Source organism: Bradyrhizobium sp. U531 (assembly GCF_051710265.1).
Taxonomy (GTDB): Bacteria; Pseudomonadota; Alphaproteobacteria; order Rhizobiales; family Xanthobacteraceae; genus Bradyrhizobium.
The window spans coordinates 391,816-410,420 of record NZ_JASVEN010000004.1 but is presented as its reverse complement, the minus strand read 5'-3'; the positions used below and the strand labels follow the sequence as shown (position 1 = coordinate 410,420).

Sequence of the window (18,605 nt, the reverse complement as noted above, 5' to 3'; positions counted from 1 at the left end):
GGCCGGGCGGCCGCCAGGACGAGCCTCGGGAGAATCAAACGTTCCCTATTGTTTCCCCGAGTTTTGCCATTGAGATATCGGTTTGCCCGGGGTCTGGCAACCCGTATAAGCGACCCCGCTTGCAGCCCGTCCCCACGCCATTTCCCGGCGCGGAAAACGCCCCGTTTCCAGGCCCTTGACCCCAGACCTTTGAGCCCGATGATCGACCCCCGCATCCTGGTGCTGATCCCGGCCCGCATGGCCGCCACCCGCCTGCCCGGCAAGCCGCTCGCCGATATCGCGGGCCTGCCGATGATCGTGCACGTGATGCGCCGCGCCGAGGCCGCCGGCATCGGCCGGGTCGCGGTCGCGACCGATACCACCGAGATTGCCGCCGCTGTCACCGCCCATGGCGGCGAGGCCGTGATGACCCGATCCGACCACCCGTCCGGCTCGGACCGCATCCACGAAGCCATGCAGAAGCTCGATCCGGAGGGCAAGGCCGAGATCGTGATCAATCTGCAGGGCGACTTCCCGACCATCACGCCACAGACCATCCGCGAGGTTCTGCCGCCCTTTGCCGACCCCGCGGTCGATATCGTGACGCTGGCCTCGCAGATCCACACCGAGGAGGAAGACCTCGCCCCGAGCGTGGTCAAGGCGATCGGCTCGCCGATCGCCCCGCGGCGGATGCGGGCACTTTATTTCACGCGCGCCACCGCGCCTTACGGCAACGGACCGCGTTACCATCACATCGGCCTTTACGCGTACCGGCGCGCGGCGCTGGAACGGTTCGTGTCGCTGCCGCCCTCGCCGCTGGAGCGCCAGGAAAGCCTCGAGCAGCTCCGGGCGGTCGAAGCCGGCATGCGCATCGACATCATGATCGTCGACAGCGTGCCCCGCGGCGTCGATACCCCGCCCGATCTCGAAACCGCGCGCAGCATCCTTTCCAAACCCTGAGCGGCTGCTACAAGGCGCCGCAGGAGCACTTTTGAGACATGAGCAAGCTGAAAATCGCGTTCCAGGGCGAGCCCGGGGCCAATTCGCACATCGCCATCGTCGAGGCATTTCCCGACGCCGAGCCGATGCCCTGCGCCACCTTCGAGGACGCGCTGTCGGCGATCTCGTCGGGCGAAGCCGATCTCGGTATGATCCCGATCGAGAATTCGGTGGCCGGCCGCGTGGCCGACATCCACCATCTGTTGCCGGCCTCCGGTCTCTTCATCATCGGCGAATGGTTTCTCCCCGTCCGGCACCAATTGATGGCGGTGAAGGGGACCAGGCTCGAGGACATCAAGAGCGTCGAGAGCCACGTCCATGCGCTGGGCCAGTGCCGGCGCATCATCCGCAAGCTCGGCATCAAGGGGATCGTGCACGCCGACACCGCCGGCAGCGCCCGTGACATCTCCGAACGCAACGACAAGACGGTGGCCGCGATCGCCTCGCGCCTCGCTGCCAAGATCTACGGCCTCGACATCCTCGCCGAGGACATCGAGGACGAGTCGCACAACACCACGCGTTTCGTGGTGTTGGCGCGCGAGCCGAAATGGGCGGCGCAAGGCTCCGGCCCGCTGGTCACGACGTTCGTCTTCCGCGTGCGCAACCTTCCCGCCGCGCTCTACAAGGCGCTCGGAGGCTTTGCCACCAACAGCGTCAACATGACCAAGCTCGAAAGCTACATGGTCGACGGCAATTTCTTCGCCACGCAGTTTTATGCCGACGTCGACGGCCATCCCGACGACAAGGGCCTGGCATTCGCGATCGAGGAGCTGAAGTTCTTCTCGCGCGAATTCCGCATCGTCGGCGTGTATCCGGGCCATCCGTTCCGCGCGACGTTCAGCGAAGCGCGGCAAGATTAGTCGCGTGTCCCGGACGCGCGAAGCGCGAACCGGGACCCAGGAGCTGCGAGGCTCGGAGCAGCGATAGGCCCCGGCTCAGCAGCGCATCACTGCGTGCTGCGCTGCGTCCGGGGCACGAGGCTCGCTCACGCCTCCGGCTTCATCAGCCCGAACGCTTCCGCCAGCAGCGCGTACGACTTCTTCCGCGCGTCGTGATCGTACACCGCGGTGATCACCATGATTTCGTCCGGCTTGCTCGCATCGATCAGCGGCTGCAGCTTCTTCTGCACCGTCGCGGGATTGCCGACGAACAGACGCGAACGGTTGCGCAGGATCGAGGTGCGCTCGGCGTCGGAATAGGGATAGGCCAGCGCCTCCTCGACGCTCGGCAGCGGCAGATATTGACCGCGGTCGCGGCGCAGCCGGTTGAGGTCAAACGACGCGGCGAGCCGCTCGGCCTCCTCGTCGGTATCGGCCGCGATGGCGGCAACCGCGAGGATCGCATGCGGCGTGGCACGCCACGCCGAGGGTTGGAAGCGATTGTGATAGTGCACCATCGCATCGACCGCATCGTGGGAGGCGAAATGATGGGCAAACGCGAAGCCCATGCCGATCTGGGCGGCCAGTTCCGAGGAATAGTCGCTGGAGCCAAGCAGCCAGATCGGCGGCAGGGCGGTGTCGTCGGGCATCGCGACGACGTTGTTGTAGGGGTGCCCCGAGGGGAATTCGCGGGTCTCCCACAGGATCAATTCATGCAGCCGCTCCAGGAAATCGTCGCCCTCGCGCCGGTCGAGGCGGCTGCGCAGCGCGTAGGCCGTCGCGCCGTCGGTGCCGGGGGCGCGGCCGAGACCGAGATCGATGCGGCCGGGAAACAGTGCCTCCAGCATCTTGAAGCGCTCGGCGACGACCAGCGGGGCGTGATTGGGCAGCATCACCCCGCCGGAGCCGACGCGGATGTGCTTCGTCACCGCCGCGATCTGGCCGATCATGACATCGGGCGCGGGGCTCGCGACCGAGGCGAGGTTGTGGTGCTCGGCGAGCCAATAGCGGACATAGCCGAGCCCATCGACATGGCGCGCCAGGTCGATGCTGTTGCGCAGCGCCGCGGCGGGCCTGGTGCCTGATGTGACGACGGAGAGGTCGAGGACGGAGAGCGGGATCATGACGGCCTAACCTAATGGAGAGCCCGGCGGCGACAACGGGCTCGCGGCGCAGGTCTGACGTGTGCAGGCCACGAGCCGACGCGGTGGGTCCAAGCGAGCCGATGGGCAGATTAACGTCTCGATAACGAACGCTCCATTCTGCCCACCGGAGTAGTCGCCACGATTCCCAGTCCACTCTTTCTATAAACTGTTGATTTTAATTATCTTTATAATCCACGCCAATATCCCACTCGAGCCAGAAAATGACAGATAATTCCACGCCAATTGGCAGAAGTGGGCCACTTCCCATCTGCGATGGGCTGTCGATTGCCGAGCCTTTGGCTTATCCTGGACTTCAAAGCGAAACCTGACCGTCGGCCGCCGAAACCCGGCGACAACCTGGAGTGAGTGGTGCCATGACCGATCTGACGATTCCTGCCCGAGCAGACGGGCAAGACGGGCACCTGAAGCGGCCTGCGATCTCCTTCGAGTTCTTTCCGCCCAAGACGGAAGACATGGAGCGCAATCTCTGGGAGACCATCAACCGGCTCGCCCCGCTCGACCCGAAATTCGTCTCGGTGACCTACGGCGCCGGCGGCTCGACCCGCGAGCGCACCCATTCGACCATTGCCCGCATCCTGAAAGAGACCGCGCTGCTGCCGGCGGCGCATCTGACCTGCGTCGGCGCCTCGCGCGGCGAGATCGACGAGATCGTCGACCGCTACCACGAGGTCGGCGTCCGCCACATCGTCGGCCTGCGCGGCGATCCCGTTGCCGGCATCGGCACCCCCTATTCCAGCCATCCCGACGGCTATCAGAGCTCGGCCGACCTCGTCGCCGGGATCAAGAAGCGCTACGGCGATATCGAAGTGAGCGTGTCCGCTTATCCCGAGAAGCACCCTGAGGCCCGCGACTTCGACGCCGACATCGACACGCTGAAGGCCAAGGTGGATGCCGGCGCGACCCGCGCGATCACCCAGGTGTTCTTCGATAACGATCTCTACTTCCGCTATCTCGACCGCGTCCGCGCCCGCGGCATCGACATTCCGATCGTGCCGGGCATCATGCCCATGCACAATTTCAAGCAGGCCCGCAATTTCGTCACCCGCGCGGGCACCACCGTGCCGGACTGGTTTGCCGCGAAATTCGAAGGCCTCGATGAGGACGCCGAGACCCGCAAGCTGGTGGCCGCGACCGTCGCCGCCGGCCAGGTGCAGAAGCTCGCCAAGCGCGGCGTCGACACCTTCCATTTCTACACCATGAACCGCGCCGATCTCGTGTTCGCGATCAGCCATTTGCTCGGCATCCGCGCCAAGAGCGCCCAGAAGGCTGCGTAACAGACAATGACCGTTCCCGTTTCCGCCAAGCGAACCGCCCTCCTCAACGCCGCCCGCGAACGCATCCTCGTGCTCGACGGCGCCATGGGCACGATGATCCAGAACCTGCAGTTCGACGAGGCCGCCTTCCGCGGGGAGCGCTTCAAGGACTTCCATCGCGACCTGCGCGGCAACAACGATTTGTTGATCCTGACCCAGGCCCAGGCGATCGAGGACATCCACGCGGCGTATTTGCGCGCCGGCGCCGACATCGTCGCGACCAACACCTTCTCGACCACCTCGATCGCGCAGGCCGATTACGACCTCACCGACATTGTGTATGAAATGGCGCGCGAAGGCGCCCGCCTCGCCGGCAACGCCGCGCGCCGCGTCGAGGCCGAGGACGGCAAGCCGCGCTTCGTCGCCGGCGCCATCGGCCCGACCAACCGCACCGCCTCGATCTCGCCCGACGTCTCCAATCCCGGCTACCGCGCCGTCACCTTCGACGACTTACGCAAATCCTATGGCGAGCAGATCAACGGCATGCTCGACGGCGGCGTCGACCTCCTGCTGGTCGAGACCATCTTCGACACGCTGAACGCCAAGGCGGCGCTCTATGCGATCGCCGAGATCACGGAAGAACGCGGCATCGACATGCCCGTGATGGTGTCGGGCACCATCACCGACAAGTCCGGCCGCCTGCTCTCCGGCCAGTTGCCGGAGGCGTTCTGGAATTCGGTGCGGCACGCCAGGCCCGTGACCATCGGCTTCAACTGCGCGCTCGGCGCCGAAGATCTGCGTGCGCACATCGCCGATATCGGCCGCGTCGCCGATACGCTGGTCTGCGCCTATCCGAACGCCGGCCTGCCCAACGAATTCGGCCAGTATGACGAAACGCCCGAATACATGGCGCGCCTGGTCGGCGAGTTCGCTGCGTCCGGCCTCGTCAACATCGTCGGCGGCTGCTGCGGCACCACGCCGGAGCATATCGCGGCGATCGCCGCCGCCGTTGCCCCGCACAAGCCGCGCATCGTGCCCGAGATCGAACCGCGCCTGAAGCTGTCCGGCCTCGAGCCGTTCATTCTGACCGACGCCATTCCGTTCGTGAACGTCGGCGAGCGCACCAACGTCACGGGCTCTGCGAAATTCCGCAAGCTGATCACCGCCGGCGATTACACCGCCGCGCTGCAGGTCGCGCGCGACCAGGTCGAGAACGGCGCGCAGATCATCGACGTCAACATGGACGAGGGCCTGCTCGATTCCGAAGCCGCGATGGTGACGTTCCTCAACCTCGTCGCCGCCGAGCCCGACATCGCCCGCGTCCCCGTGATGGTGGATTCCTCGAAATTCTCGGTGATCGAGGCCGGCCTGAAATGCGTTCAGGGCAAGCCGGTCGTCAACTCGATCTCGATGAAGGAAGGCGAGGAGAAGTTCATCTTCGAGGCCAAGATTGCGCGGCGCCACGGCGCGGCCGTCGTGGTGATGGCGTTCGACGAGGTCGGTCAGGCCGACACGTTCAAGCGCAAGACCGAGATCTGCAAGCGCGCCTACGACATCCTCGTCGAGCGCGTCGGCTTCCCGCCGGAAGACATCATCTTCGATCCGAACGTCTTTGCGATCGCGACCGGCATCGAGGAGCATAACAATTACGGCGTCGACTTCATCGAGGCGACGCGCTGGATCCGCCAGAACCTGCCGGGCGCGCACATCTCCGGCGGCGTCTCCAACCTGTCGTTCTCGTTCCGCGGCAACGAGCCGGTGCGCGAGGCGATGCACTCGGTGTTCCTGTATCACGCCATCAAGGCCGGCATGGACATGGGCATCGTCAATGCCGGGCAGATGATCGTCTATGACGACATCGACCCTGAATTGCGCCAGGTCTGCGAGGACGTCGTCCTCAATCGCGATCCGGGCGCCTCCGAGCGCCTGCTGGCACTGGCCGAGAAATTCCGCGGCAACAAGACCCAGACCAGGGAAGCCGATCTCGCCTGGCGCGAATGGCCGGTCGAGAAGCGGCTGTCGCATTCGCTGGTCCATGGGATCACCGAGTTCATCGAGCAGGACACCGAAGAAGCCCGCAAGAATTCCTCGCGCCCGCTCGACGTCATCGAGGGCCCGCTGATGGCCGGCATGAACGTCGTCGGCGACCTCTTCGGCGACGGCAAGATGTTCCTGCCGCAGGTGGTGAAGTCCGCGCGCGTCATGAAGCAGGCGGTGGCCTGGCTGATGCCGTTCATGGAGGAGGAGAAGGCCCGCAACGCCGCGAACGGCATCGAGTCCGGCCAGAACTCGTCCGCCGGCAAGATCGTGCTCGCGACCGTCAAGGGCGACGTCCACGACATCGGCAAGAACATCGTCGGCATCGTGCTCCAGTGCAACAATTATGAGGTCATCGACCTCGGCGTCATGGTGCCGGCCGCCAAGATCGTCGAGACCGTGAAGGCGGAGAAGGCCGACATCGTTGGGCTCTCCGGCCTGATCACGCCCTCGCTCGACGAGATGGCGTTCTTCGCCGGCGAGCTGCAGCGCGAAGGCCTCAAGCTGCCGCTCCTGATCGGCGGCGCCACCACCAGCCGCGTGCACACCGCTGTGAAAATCGACCCGAGCTATCGCGCCGGCCCCGTCGTTCACGTCAACGACGCCAGCCGCGCCGTCGGCGTCGCCTCCTCGCTGCTCTCGCCGGAGAGGCGCGAGGCTTATGCCGCCGAGGTGCGGGCCGAATACGCCAAGATCTCGGACGCGCATCTGCGCGCGCAGGCCGACAAGAAGCGGCTGAAGCTGGAGGTCGCGCGCAAGAACCGCGTGCCGGTGGATTTCGCCAAGAGCAAGCCGGTGAAGCCGACCTTCCTCGGCATCAAGAGCTTCGACGATTACGATCTCGCCGAGCTGGTCGACTGCATCGACTGGACGCCGTTCTTCCAGACCTGGGAGCTCGCCGGCCGCTTCCCCGCGATCCTCCAGGACGAGAAGGTCGGCGAAGTCGCGCGCTCGCTCTATGACGATGCCCGCAAGATGCTCGACACCATCGTTAGGGAAAAATGGTTCCGGGCCCGCGCGACGATCGGCTTCTGGCCGGCGAACGCCGAAGGCGACGACATCGCGCTCTATGCCGACGAGAGCCGCACCAAGAAGATCGCGACGCTGCACACGCTGCGCCAGCAACTCGAGAAGCGCGAGGGCCGCTTCAACGCCGCACTCGCCGACTTCGTCGCGCCCGCGGGCGTGCCGGACTACGTCGGCGGCTTCGTCGTCACGGCCGGGATCGGCGAAGACGCCGTCGCCGACCGCTTCAAGATGGCCAATGACGACTACTCCTCGATCCTGTGCAAGGCGCTGGCCGACCGCCTCGCCGAAGCCTTTGCCGAGCGCATGCATGCCCGCGTACGCCGCGAGTTCTGGGCCTATGCGCCGGACGAGGCGCTCTCCAACGACGAGATGATCCTGGAGAAATATCAGGGCATCCGGCCCGCGCCGGGCTATCCCGCCCAGCCCGACCACACCGAGAAGGCGACGCTGTTCGAGCTGCTCGATGCGGAGGCGACTTGCGGCGTGAAGCTGACTGAAAGCTATGCGATGTGGCCGGGCTCTTCCGTGTCCGGGCTCTATTTCGCCAGCCCTGAGAGCTATTATTTCGGCGTCGGCAAGATCGAGCGCGACCAGGTCGAGGACTACGCCGCGCGCAAGGGCATGAGCGTCGCCGAGACCGAGCGCTGGCTCGCACCGGTGCTGAACTACATCCCGTCGCGAGAGACCGACAAGGCCTTTGCCGCAACGCCTGCGAACGACGAGGCCTCCACGGACCTCGCCTCACATCCGCCGGGCTGCACCTGCGCGGTGCATCTGGTCTGGCAGAAGAAGCGCGCAGGCGCGGGGTAGGCCCGCCTGCCGAAACAAAAAATGCGAAAACAACCCCATGCACAGTAGAATGGGGTTGAAAACATTGAACGATTTCGGGCACGCCGGAGCGGTGTTTGCGGCGTCGGGCAAAACAGCCGTAGTATTTCATCATCGGCCGCTGTGGGCGTTCTGACACTTTTGCCAGACACAGCGCTGTCATTCCGGGGCACGCCTCTTGGCGCGAACCCGGAATTACAGAGAGCGCCTCCTCCTTCGGTGGCGCGATCTTCCAGACGATCCCAGCAACGTGAACGCAACGCGCGCTCACCGCGACGAATGGCGGTCGCCATCGCTGGCAGGGGGAAATCAGATGCTCGACCCGCAACAATTGATGTGGACGCAGATTGCCGCGGGCATCTTCGTGCTCCTGTCCGGATTGATGCTGGTCAACCTGATCCGCATGCGGGGCCGGATGCAGGCGGCGCGGGGCTGGGACAAGGTCGAGGGCATCATCACCGTCTCCGAGGTCGATCGGCCGGCAGCGCACGCTTCCGACGACCAGAACGATGCCAAGCCCATCATCCGCTATCGCTATCGCGCCGGCGGCCAGGAGCTGGAAGGCGACAAGGTCGCGGTCGGTGGCATCGCCATGACGACACGGGTGCTGGCCGCAAAGCTCGCCGGACGATACCCGGTCGGCGCCCATGTCGATGTCTATGTCGATCCGAAGCACCCGACCGAGGCGCTGCTGGAGCCGGACACGGCGCAGAACGTCGCGGCGCTCGTGGCCTTCACGATCGTGTTCGGATTGATCGCCGGGACTTTGACCGCGCATGCGCTCGCGGGTCACGTGCTCTACGCCGCTCGCAACGTTCCGCTGTTCGTATTCGCGCTGCCGATCATCTTGCTCGTGGGCGGCGTGTTCTGCGTGGTCGCGTATGTCAGGACGCGCCGGCTGGCGAGCGCGAGCCTGCGCTGGCCGACTGCGGCGGGGCGGATCACCCATTGCGGCGTGATCGAGGAGGTCGTCGAGGAGAAGAGCGACGATGACGACAAGCCTGGGATCAGCAAGCTCCGGCATCGCTATCAGGTCGATTTGCGCTACGCCTACAGGGTCGGCAATCGCGACTTCACCGGCACGGAAGCCAATTGGGGCGGCACCATGATCACCGGGCTGCACGAGGTCGCGGCAAAGGACGCAGCAAGATATCACCCCGGACAGAGCGTCCAGGTCTATTACGATCCCGACCGGCCCGGCCATGCCGTGCTGGAGCCCTCGAGCGGGGAAGGCGCGCTGGCTCCGCTGATCGGCGCCGCCGTCTGCGCGGTCGTCGGCGGCGTCTTTTTGACGATCCTGATCAAGGTCGGGTTTGCCTAAAGCGCGATGAGATCGGGATGAATCGTCATCGCGCTTCAGGTTGTTGTTTGAGCATGATCTTTTCGGAAGACTGCTTCGCACCTTTCCGGATCATGCTCTGGCGGTCCAGCGGCGCTCGCTCTCTCACCCCTTCGGCGGCGCCAGCGGCTGCACGATCTCCCGGAACGGGTCCAGTGCCTCGCAGCGCTCGGCATGCGCGCTCAGGGCCGGATAGCGCGACGCGTCGAACAGCTGCGGGTGTGCCTCGCGGGTGAAGCGCACGACGCAGGCCACGGCAACGTCGGCATGGCCGATGCGGTCACCCAGCCAGTACGGCGTCGTCACCCCGGCGCGCTCGGCCTCCAGCACCTTCAGGACATCGCCGATCTGCGCCTGGCAGCGCTCGACCCACAGCGCAAGCTGCTCCTTCCGCAGCACGCGCTCGTAGAGCAGGCTCACCGCCTTGTCGCCGAGGCCGGAGGCGAGCGCGCAGATACGCAAATGTTTGCGCCGGTCCGCACCATGGCGCGGCAGCATCGCCTTGGCCTCGCCGACGCGCTCGTCGAGATAGTCCAGGATGACCATGCTTTCGATCAGCGCCTCGCCGTCGTCGAGCACCAGCGTCGGCACGCGGCGCAGCGGATTGTAGGCTGCGATCTTGTCGGCATCGCCGAAGGTCGACCATGGTTTGTGCTCGAAGGCGAGCCCGTAAAGCCTGAGCGCAATCGCGACGCGGCGGACGAAGGGGGAATCATATTGGCCGATCAGGAACATGGTTCTCGCTCTTCCCAGTCGTTGAACAAGGCAGGGCCGTCCAGTTCATCGCCAATGCGCGGGCTCGGCAACAGCTATCTTGGAACAAGAGCATTGCGCGCGACGCAACAAAGCGGGATCAATGGACAACCAGCCGGGGCCCACGCCATGCATCTGCGATCATTCATCGTCCTCGTCCTGCTCGCCACCGCGGGCTTCGCCCACGCCCAGGACCGCCCGATCGGCTTCCTGACGCCGTCGAAGAACATCGTCTGCCAGTTCTATACCGATAACGGACAAGGCGTGCTCCGCTGCGACATCATGAACATGGAGAGCCGTCCGCGCCGGCCCGCCGATTGCGAGCTCGACTATGGCCACGCCTTCGAGATGAGCGCGAAGGGCAATGCGGGGCGCATCTGCGCCGGCGACACGGTGATGGATCCGTCATTGCCGGTGCTGGCCTATGGCGAGATATGGCAGCGCGGCGGATTCACCTGCCGGTCGGAGCAGACGGGGCTGACATGCTTCAACGCGATGCAGCGCGGGTTTTCGCTGGCGCGAGGGAAGCAGGAGGTGTTTTGAGGTGTTTCGCGTGCTCATGGTCGTTTGCTTGGTATCGATGACGATGGGCGCCGGAGCCAGACTGACGTGACAGCCGACCAGCCCTCGCTCCGTGTCCTCGGTGCCTACTCGTTCAGCGCAGACAAGGCGGCCTATGCCCGCTTCATCCGGGAGCTGATCGATTTCCACGATCCGCCCAATTTCAGCGAAGACGTGAAAGCTCTCCTGCGGAAGGTCGGGAGGGGCGACGAGATACGGCCCCTGACCGACGAAGACCGGCAGGAGTGGCAGGACGACCTGCGACGACACATGGATGACGCCGCGGTCTTCGAGGTGCAGGTCACCAACCCCGATGTAGGGTTTAGGATGGCTGACTTCGTTCAGGCCGATCCGTCACGCCCCTGGGAACAATGGCAGGTCGCGTGGGATGAGACCTTCCTGACGGCAGATGGCGAGACGGTGATCGAGATCGATCGCGGGCGCAAATTGCCGGAGGCGAGGCAATATCGCGTGGTGTTCGTGATCCATTATTGGAATCCGCGCCTGCCGCTGCGTTCCAGCTATGGCGAGCTGCAGCTGCCTCCGATGCAGCCGCTGCCCGAACGCCTGTGGCGGCTCGCGCCGTACGATCTGACGAACTAGAGGCGTAGCCACAAGCTCAATCGTCATCCTGAGGTGCGAGCCTTGCGGCGCGCAAGCGTCGCAAGGGGAGCCTCGAAGGATGGGCCACGGGCGCTTGCAGCCCATCCTTCGAGGCGCGCAAGAGCGCGCACCTCAGGATGACGGCGGAGGGTGGGGGAGGCCGTCGCGCGCTATTCGATAACCGGCACATGCCGCGCCGCATCGCGCGAGGCGGTGCCGTCGAGGCGCGGGTCGTCGGCGATTTCGATCCGGCGGCGGAAGGGACGGAAGCCGGAGCGCTGGTAGAACGCGACGGCGGAGGGATGGTCGAGGGTGCAGGTGTGGACCCAGACGCGGCGGACGTCGCGCGACCACGCCAGCTCCAGCGCGCGGTTCATCAGGAAGCGAGCGGCGCCGGTGCCGATCAGGCTGGAGGTGACACCGAAATAGACCAGCTCGCATTGGCCGGGCTCGCGGAAGTCAAGCTCGAGGAGGCCTTCATCGCGGCCGTCGACGACGAGAGCGTAAACCTCGATGCCTGGCGCGTGGATGATCGCGGCGAGCTCCGCATCGCTCATACGGGCGCGCGAGAACCACAGCCAGTCTTCGCCGACGCGGCGGAAGAGATCGCGGTACCAGGGAGTTTCGGGGGCATCGACCTTGCACAGCGACCAATGGCCGGGCGGATCGTCACGGCGCGCAGGCCGTGCGGTCATCTCCAGATGGGTGACGACGGCGGCGATCTTGCCGGCGGGAACGTCGGAATAGCCGTCGGGGAGGATCATGGTTGGTTGCTTTCGTTCGCTCAAGGTCAGTCCGTGTCGCTCTTGCCATACTCCGTCATTGCGAGCGCAGCGAAGCAATTCAGACTGCCTCCGCGGCGGCAGTCTGGATTGCTTCGTCGCGAGAGCTCCTCGCAATGACGTGGAGAGAGCGTGTACCCCTACCCCTCCTCGTCGCTCGCCAGCACGCCCTTCACCGCCCGCGCCCAGCCGGCGAGCTTCCGCTCGCGCGTGGCCTGGCTCATGTTCGGCTTGAAGCGGTGCTCGAGGCGCCAATTGTCGGCGAATCTGGTCGGCTCGGGATAGACGCCGGCATTGAGGCCGGCGAGGTAGGCGGCGCCCAGCGCCGTGGTCTCCTGGATCACGGGGCGGTCGACCGGCGCGTCGAGGAGATCGGCGAGGCGCTGCATGGTCCAGTCCGACGCCGTCATGCCGCCGTCGACGCGGAGCACGACGCTGGCGGTCTCCGAGCTCGGCCAGTCCGCGCGCATCGCGGCCCAGAGGTCGAAGGTCTGGTAGCAGACGCTTTCCAGCGCGGCGTGGGCGAGCTCGGCGGGGCCGGTGTTGCGGGTGAGGCCGAACAGCGCGCCGCGCACGCGCGGATTCCAATAGGGCGCACCCATGCCGACGAAGGCGGGGACGAGATAGACGCTCTGCATGGAGTCGGATTGATCGGCGAGAGGCCCGGTCTCGGCGGCGTGCTTGATGATGCCGAGGCCGTCGCGCAGCCATTGCACCGCGCTGCCCGCGACGAAGATCGAGCCTTCCAGCGCGTAGGTGCGTTTTCCGTCGAGCTGATAGGCGACCGTGGTGAGCAGCTTGTTCTTGGAGACGACAGGCGTGGTGCCGGTGTTGAGCAGGGCGAAGCAGCCGGTGCCGTAGGTGGACTTCATCATGCCCGGGCGGAAGCAGGCCTGGCCGATGGTGGCGGCCTGCTGGTCGCCGGCAATGCCCGAGATCGCGATGGCGCCGCCGAACAGATCGGGCGTGCTCTCGCCGAAGCGGGCGGAGGAATCCTTCACCTCGGGCAGCATCGAGCGCGGTACGCCGATGATCTCCAGCAGCTCGTCGTCCCACTGTCCGGTGTGGATGTTGAACAGCAGCGTACGCGAGGCGTTGGTGGCGTCGGTGGCGTGCACCTTGCCGCCGGTGAGGCGCCAGAGCAGATAGCAATCGACCGTGCCGAACATCAATTCGCCGCGCGCGGCGCGCGCCCGGGCGCCGGGCACGTGGTCGAGGATCCAGGCGACCTTGGTGCCGGAGAAATAGGGATCGATGATCAGGCCAGTCTTTTGCGAGATCACGGGCTCGCGGCCTTCTGCTTTCAATTTCGCGCAGATGTCCGCGGTGCGGCGGTCCTGCCAGACGATGGCGCGGTGCACGGCCTGCCCGGTGGCGCGGTCCCACACCACGGTGGTCTCGCGCTGATTGGTGATACCGATCGCGGCGATGTCCTTGGCGCTGATGCCGGCCTGCTCGATCGCCTCGCGGCAGACCATCACGGTCGAGGTCCAGATGTCCTCCGGCTCGTGCTCCACCCAGCCCGACGCCGGAAAATGCTGCGGGAACTCGGCTTGCGCCTTGGCGGCAATCGAGATGTCGCCGCGAAACACGATCGCGCGCGAAGAGGTGGTGCCCTGGTCGATGGCGAGGACGAAAGACATGGCGGCTTACCCTTGGCGTGTTTCCGGAAGAATGTCGTTATGTCGGGGCAGAGAAAACGGGATTGCCGTCGACAGGTCAAGGCGGACTGCCTCTTGACCCTCCCCTGGAGGGGGAGGGTCGGCTCACATGGAGCGCAGCGGAATGTGAGACGGGGTGGGGTGACAGCCCCCCCGAGTGATCCGCTTGTCGTGTGCGCACAGCGCTTCTTCAATGCGGTGAGACTGCCGTTGTGGCCTCACCCCACCCCGCCCGCGCGCAGTCGCCCCTCCCTCTCGAGCGAGAGTCAGGAACACCAGACTAGGACCACTGCCGCCGAAATGCTACATGCCGGAACGGGCCAGTCGGGGCGGCATGACATTCACTTCCTTTCAGTTCGGCGTCTTCGTCGCAATCGTGTTCGGCGCCTATTACCTGCCGCCTTTGGGCCGCTTCCAGGTCCAGCTTCTCGTCGCCGCGAGCGTGTTCTTTTACGGCTTCGGCCAGCCGGAGCTGCTGCCGCTGCTGCTCGTCGCGGTGCTCGGCACCCATGTCTGCCTGGTGCTCGCGTTCGAGAATCGCGCCGTCTGGATGCCGGCCGGCATCGTCTTCAATCTCGGCCTCCTGGCGTTCTTCAAATACAAGTTCCTGTTCGTCGACCCCGGCGCGGCGCATCTGACCGGCGCCGCGCCGATCGACTTCCTGCTGCGGCTGCCGCTGCCGATCGGCATCTCGTTCTTCGTGTTCCACAACATCAGCCTGCTGGTCGATCTGACGCGCGAGAAGCGCAGCGTGCGGCTGCGCGAGGTGTTCCTCTACATCATCTTCTTCCCGCAGCTCGTCTCCGGCCCGATCACGCGTGCGGCGCAGTTCATGCCGCAGATCGTGCCCAAGCGCCTCGGCGACGTCGCCTTCGTCGAGGCTACGAAGTGGATTCTCGTCGGCTATTTCTTCAAGCTGTACGTGGCGAACAATCTCAACGAGCTGACGTCCTACATGGACTTCCCGCTCTACGAGACCTTGCGCACCCAGGACCGCTGGCTGCTCGTGTTCCTCTACAGCTACCAGATCTACGCCGACTTCTTCGGCTATTCGGCGATCGCGCTCGGCCTCGGCCTGCTGTTCGGCTATCGCCTGCCCGTGAATTTCAACCTGCCCTATATCTCGACCTCGTTCTCCGAGTTCTGGACGCGCTGGCACATATCCCTGTCGACCTGGCTCAGGACCTATCTCTACATCCCGCTCGGCGGCAACCGGCATGGACCGCTGCGCACCTATCTCAACCTGATGATCGTGATGACGCTCGGCGGGCTATGGCACGGCGCGAGCCTGAGCTACGCGCTGTGGGGCATGGCGCACGGGCTGCTGCTCGTGGTCGAACGGCCGTTCCTGAGGCTTCTCGGCAATGAGGCTCCGGCGTTGCGGGTGATCCGGATGGGCATCGTGTTCTTCTGCGTCACGATGCTCTGGATCTTCTTCAAGCTGCCGAACTTCGACCATGCGCTCAGCTACCTCAAGGGCATGTTCGTCGCGACCGACGCGCCCAATCCGCCGAAGCTGTTCACCAATCTCGCCTTGCTCTACGCCCTGCCGGTAATCATCCAGCATGCCGGCATCGGCGCGCTGGCTACGGGCCGGTTGCGGCGGTGGGAGCCGTATCTCTATGGTGTGCTCGCGGCACTGGCCTATCTCGAGGCCGGCCCCGACAGCGCCTTCATCTACTTCCAGTTCTGACGATGCAGCAGGTCTCGACGCTTCCATGGCTGGTCAGATGCGCGGTCGCAGCGGCCGCGCTGCTGCTGGCTTGTGGCCTCGCTACGGTGCAGTTCGGCGCGACCCTGCAGCAGCCGGCGGTCACGACCCGCGACGGCACTCTCGTCACCCTCAACCGCTACGTTCGCGAGCCCACGCCCGATATCGTGCTGGTCGGCAGCTCGGTCACCTGGCGCCTCAAGGAAGACTATTTTTCGATTCCTTCCGTCCGCAACCTGGCCCTGGCCGGTGGCTCGCCCGTGACCCCTCTCGAGATCGTCGCGAGGCAGGCAAGACTGCCGAAGACAATCCTGATCGAAACGAACGTGCTGTCGCGCGCAGCCGACGGCGCGTTGATCGAGACATTTTCGCATGGCGCGGGGGCCGAGCCATTGCTGCTGCGGCCGGTGCGGACGGCGGTCGCGGCCTATGAGACCTGGAATCATGCCGGCCCCGATGCCGCCCGGGCGCGCGCTGCGCAGGATCGCCTGCTCAGCCGGCCGCCGGGTACGTTCGACAACAAGGTCTATCTCGACCGCGCGGTGCAGCAGATGAACGACGGCGACCCGACCGTGCCGGTACGCGCGACCGCGGCGCGCATGCGACAGCTGATCGACGATCTGCAGCGGCGCGGCGTCCGCGTCTTCCTGATCCACGTTCCCTTCGCGTCCGAGATCGAGGGCTCGCGGCTGGTCCGGATCAGCGACGAGATCGTCGAGCAGGCCTTCCCGGATCGCGCGCTTTGGCTGCCGATCGATCCACCGGGAAGCGAGCTGCGCTGGGACGACGGGGTGCATCTCGACGAACGATCGGCCCTGATCGTCGTGCGCGCCATCGAGGCGGGGCTGGCCGAACGCGCCGGACGGTGAGAGCTACACCGCCGCGGTGGTGACGCCGCCGTCGATGACGATGGTCTGCCCGGTCATGAAGCTCGACGCATCCGAGGCGAGATAGGCGACGGCGCCGGCGATCTCGTCGGGTTCGCCGATGCGGCGCAGCGGCGTGGTGGCGGTGCGCCGCTTCAGCATGGCTTCGTCTTCCCACAGCGCGCGGGCGAAGTCGGTTTTGACGAGGCCGGGCGCGATGCAATTGACGCGCACGCCCTTCGGGCCCCATTCGCCGGCGAGCGAGCGGCACAGCGCGAAGTCGGCCGCTTTCGAGATGCCGTAGGCGCCGATCACGGTCGAGCCGCGCAAGCCGCCGATCGAGGAGATGATGACGACAGACCCGTTGCCGCGCTCCGCCATCTGCGGGATCGCCAGCGCGGAGAGCCAGATGTTGCTCTTGACGTTGGAGCCCATGATCTTGTCGAAGGCCTCGTCCGTGATGTCGAGCAGCGGGCCGTAATAGGGATTGACCGCGGCGTTGCAGACGAGGATGTCGATCTTGCCGTAATGCTTGATGGCGCCGGAGATCAGCGCCTCGACCTCGGCCTTGCGCGCGATGTTGCAGGGGATGACGATGGCATCGCCACCTGAAGCGTTGATGCCGTCGGCGACCTCCTTGCAGGCGTCGGCCTTTCGCGAGGAGACCACGACCTTGGCGCCGAGCTTGGCGAGCAGTTCGGCGGAGGAGCGGCCGATGCCGCGGCTGGAGCCGGTGACGATTGCGACCTTGCCGGTGAGATCGAACGGGGTGTTTTTCATTGTTGTTGCTCCCTCTCCTGGTCATTCCGGGGCGCGACGAAGTCGCGAGCCCGGAATCCATTTCACCGCGCGTGCTGCCGCACGATGGATCCCGGGTTCGCGCTGCGCGCGCCCCGGGATGACAGCGTGACTAGATCAACCCGCCCGCATCGGCGACGCGGCGCTGGTGGTAGTCGGTGTCGCCGAACGAGTTCTCGATCATGGTGAGGCGCTTGAAGTAGTGGCCGATCTTCGCCTCCATGGTCATGCCGATGCCGCCGTGAAGCTGGATCGCCTGCTGGCCGACGAACTTCAGCGACTTGCCGATCTGCACCTTCGCCGCGGCGATGGCGTTCGAACGCTCCTTGGCGTTCTCGAAATCGTTCGCCATGGTGGCGAACATCGACATCGAGCGGGCCTGCTCGGCCGCGACGAACATGTCGGAGGCGCGGTGCTGCAGCGACTGGAACGAGCCGATCGCGACGCCGAACTGCTTTCGCGTCTTGATGTACTCGACGGTCGTCTTCAGCGACTCGTCCATCAGGCCGACCGCCTCGGCGCAGAGCGCGATGCGGGCTTCGTCCACCACGCGCTCGATCAAGGCGAGTGAATCGTCGGGATTGCCGATCGCGGCATCAGCGCCGACTTCGACACCGGTGAAGGTGATGTCGGCGGCATGCAGGCCGTCCTGGGTCGGGTAGGACTTCTTCGTCACGCCCTTGGCGCTTGCGGGCACCAGGAACACGCCGATGCCGGCCTTGTCGCGGCGGTCACCTTTGGTGCGCGCGGTGACGACCAGCGTGTCGGCATTCTCGCCGTTGAGCACGACGAACTTCTCGCCGTCGATGACCCATCCGTCGCCCTTCTTCTTCGCCGTGGTCGAGACGTCGAACAGATCGTAGCGCGAGTTCTTCTCGAGCTGGGCAAAGGCAAGCGTCTTGCTGCCGTCGATGATGCCCGGCACGTGCGCAGCCTTCTGCGCGTCGCTGCCGGCATGGCGCAGGAAGCCGCCGCCGAGCACGACCGTTGCCAGATAGGGCTCCAGCACCAGCGCCTTGCCGAGCGCTTCCATCACGATCATGGTCTCGACGCCGCCGCCGCCGAAACCGCCATCGGCCTCGCTGAAGGGCAGGCCGAGCAGGCCCTGCTCGGCGAGCTTGAGCCAGACGGCTTGGCTCCAGCCGCCCTTCTCCTTCATGTACTTCTTGCGCTGCTCGAAATCGTAGGAATCGGTCAGCAGGCCGTCGATGCTTTCCTTGAGAAGCCGCTGCTCCTCGTTCAGATCAAAATCCATGTTTCTCTCCAAATCGGCGGGAATTGCCCCACCGTCGCCTCACCCTCAGACGTCATCCCCGCCTTGTGCGCATTGCGCACTGGAGCGGGGATCCAGTAGACGCAGCC

At 65.5% G+C, this 18,605-nt stretch carries 15 protein-coding genes; 9 read left to right on the top strand and 6 right to left on the bottom strand.

Annotated elements, in window-relative coordinates:
- Positions 1–198: 198 nt before the first annotated feature.
- Together QRQ56_RS21460 and QRQ56_RS21455 are read left to right on the top strand one after the other, a co-directional pair.
- Complete coding sequence (locus QRQ56_RS21460; protein WP_438742865.1) at positions 199–939, top strand: 3-deoxy-manno-octulosonate cytidylyltransferase; 741 nt, start codon at positions 199–201, stop codon at positions 937–939.
- Positions 940–977: 38 nt separating this feature from the next.
- Positions 978–1,838: a prephenate dehydratase gene (locus QRQ56_RS21455; protein WP_438742864.1), complete on the top strand. Its 861-nt coding sequence runs from the start codon at positions 978–980 to the stop codon at positions 1,836–1,838.
- 125 nt (positions 1,839–1,963) lie between these two features.
- Here QRQ56_RS21455 and QRQ56_RS21450 read toward each other — a convergent pair whose 3' ends face one another.
- A complete protein-coding gene (locus tag QRQ56_RS21450; protein ID WP_438742863.1) occupies positions 1,964–2,980 on the bottom strand; it encodes an LLM class flavin-dependent oxidoreductase in 1,017 nt (338 codons plus the stop codon).
- A 395-nt stretch (positions 2,981–3,375) separates the two neighbouring features.
- Here QRQ56_RS21450 and metF point away from each other — a divergent pair, with 395 nt between their 5' ends.
- The 3 genes from metF to QRQ56_RS21435 all read left to right on the top strand — a co-directional run bounded on the left by metF (position 3,376) and on the right by QRQ56_RS21435 (position 9,490).
- The gene (metF, locus tag QRQ56_RS21445; RefSeq protein ID WP_438742862.1) at positions 3,376–4,296 is read left to right on the top strand and encodes a methylenetetrahydrofolate reductase [NAD(P)H]; all 921 of its coding nucleotides are present in this window, start codon (positions 3,376–3,378) and stop codon (positions 4,294–4,296) included.
- 6 nt (positions 4,297–4,302) lie between these two features.
- A complete protein-coding gene (metH, locus tag QRQ56_RS21440; protein ID WP_438742861.1) occupies positions 4,303–8,151 on the top strand; it encodes a methionine synthase in 3,849 nt (1,282 codons plus the stop codon).
- 331 nt (positions 8,152–8,482) lie between these two features.
- The gene (locus tag QRQ56_RS21435) at positions 8,483–9,490 is read left to right on the top strand and encodes a DUF3592 domain-containing protein (RefSeq protein ID WP_438742860.1); all 1,008 of its coding nucleotides are present in this window, start codon (positions 8,483–8,485) and stop codon (positions 9,488–9,490) included.
- A gap of 123 nt (positions 9,491–9,613) precedes the next feature.
- On the opposite strand, the gene QRQ56_RS21430 is transcribed toward QRQ56_RS21435, so the two are convergent.
- A complete protein-coding gene (locus QRQ56_RS21430) occupies positions 9,614–10,243 on the bottom strand; it encodes a glutathione S-transferase family protein (RefSeq protein ID WP_438742859.1) in 630 nt (209 codons plus the stop codon).
- A 147-nt stretch (positions 10,244–10,390) separates the two neighbouring features.
- Here QRQ56_RS21430 and QRQ56_RS21425 point away from each other — a divergent pair, with 147 nt between their 5' ends.
- On the top strand, positions 10,391–10,804 hold the full coding sequence (locus QRQ56_RS21425) for a DUF6636 domain-containing protein (RefSeq protein WP_438742858.1): 414 nt from the start codon (positions 10,391–10,393) through the stop codon (positions 10,802–10,804).
- Positions 10,805–10,870: 66 nt separating this feature from the next.
- Positions 10,871–11,425 carry a hypothetical protein gene (locus tag QRQ56_RS21420; protein ID WP_438742857.1) on the top strand — a complete coding sequence of 185 codons (555 nt, stop codon included), beginning with the start codon at positions 10,871–10,873 and terminating at the stop codon, positions 11,423–11,425.
- A gap of 170 nt (positions 11,426–11,595) precedes the next feature.
- Here the strand turns inward: QRQ56_RS21420 and QRQ56_RS21415 are convergent, their stop codons facing one another.
- Both QRQ56_RS21415 and glpK read right to left on the bottom strand, forming a co-directional pair.
- Positions 11,596–12,189, bottom strand: a complete 594-nt coding sequence (locus QRQ56_RS21415; protein WP_438742856.1) for a GNAT family N-acetyltransferase — start codon at positions 12,187–12,189, stop codon at positions 11,596–11,598.
- Between the two features lie 158 nt (positions 12,190–12,347).
- A complete protein-coding gene (glpK, locus tag QRQ56_RS21410; RefSeq protein WP_438742855.1) occupies positions 12,348–13,850 on the bottom strand; it encodes a glycerol kinase GlpK in 1,503 nt (500 codons plus the stop codon).
- 352 nt (positions 13,851–14,202) lie between these two features.
- Between glpK and QRQ56_RS21405 the strand changes: the two genes are divergently transcribed.
- Positions 14,203–15,561: an MBOAT family O-acyltransferase gene (locus QRQ56_RS21405; protein ID WP_438742854.1), complete on the top strand. Its 1,359-nt coding sequence runs from the start codon at positions 14,203–14,205 to the stop codon at positions 15,559–15,561.
- A gap of 2 nt (positions 15,562–15,563) precedes the next feature.
- Positions 15,564–16,448, top strand: coding sequence for a hypothetical protein (locus QRQ56_RS21400; RefSeq protein ID WP_438742853.1), 885 nt, complete (start codon positions 15,564–15,566; stop codon positions 16,446–16,448).
- A 3-nt stretch (positions 16,449–16,451) separates the two neighbouring features.
- On the opposite strand, the gene QRQ56_RS21395 is transcribed toward QRQ56_RS21400, so the two are convergent.
- Positions 16,452–17,225 carry an SDR family NAD(P)-dependent oxidoreductase gene (locus QRQ56_RS21395; protein WP_438742852.1) on the bottom strand — a complete coding sequence of 258 codons (774 nt, stop codon included), beginning with the start codon at positions 17,223–17,225 and terminating at the stop codon, positions 16,452–16,454.
- 130 nt (positions 17,226–17,355) lie between these two features.
- The gene (pimD, locus tag QRQ56_RS21390; protein WP_438742851.1) at positions 17,356–18,498 is read right to left on the bottom strand and encodes a pimeloyl-CoA dehydrogenase small subunit; all 1,143 of its coding nucleotides are present in this window, start codon (positions 18,496–18,498) and stop codon (positions 17,356–17,358) included.
- Positions 18,499–18,605 lie beyond the last annotated feature (107 nt).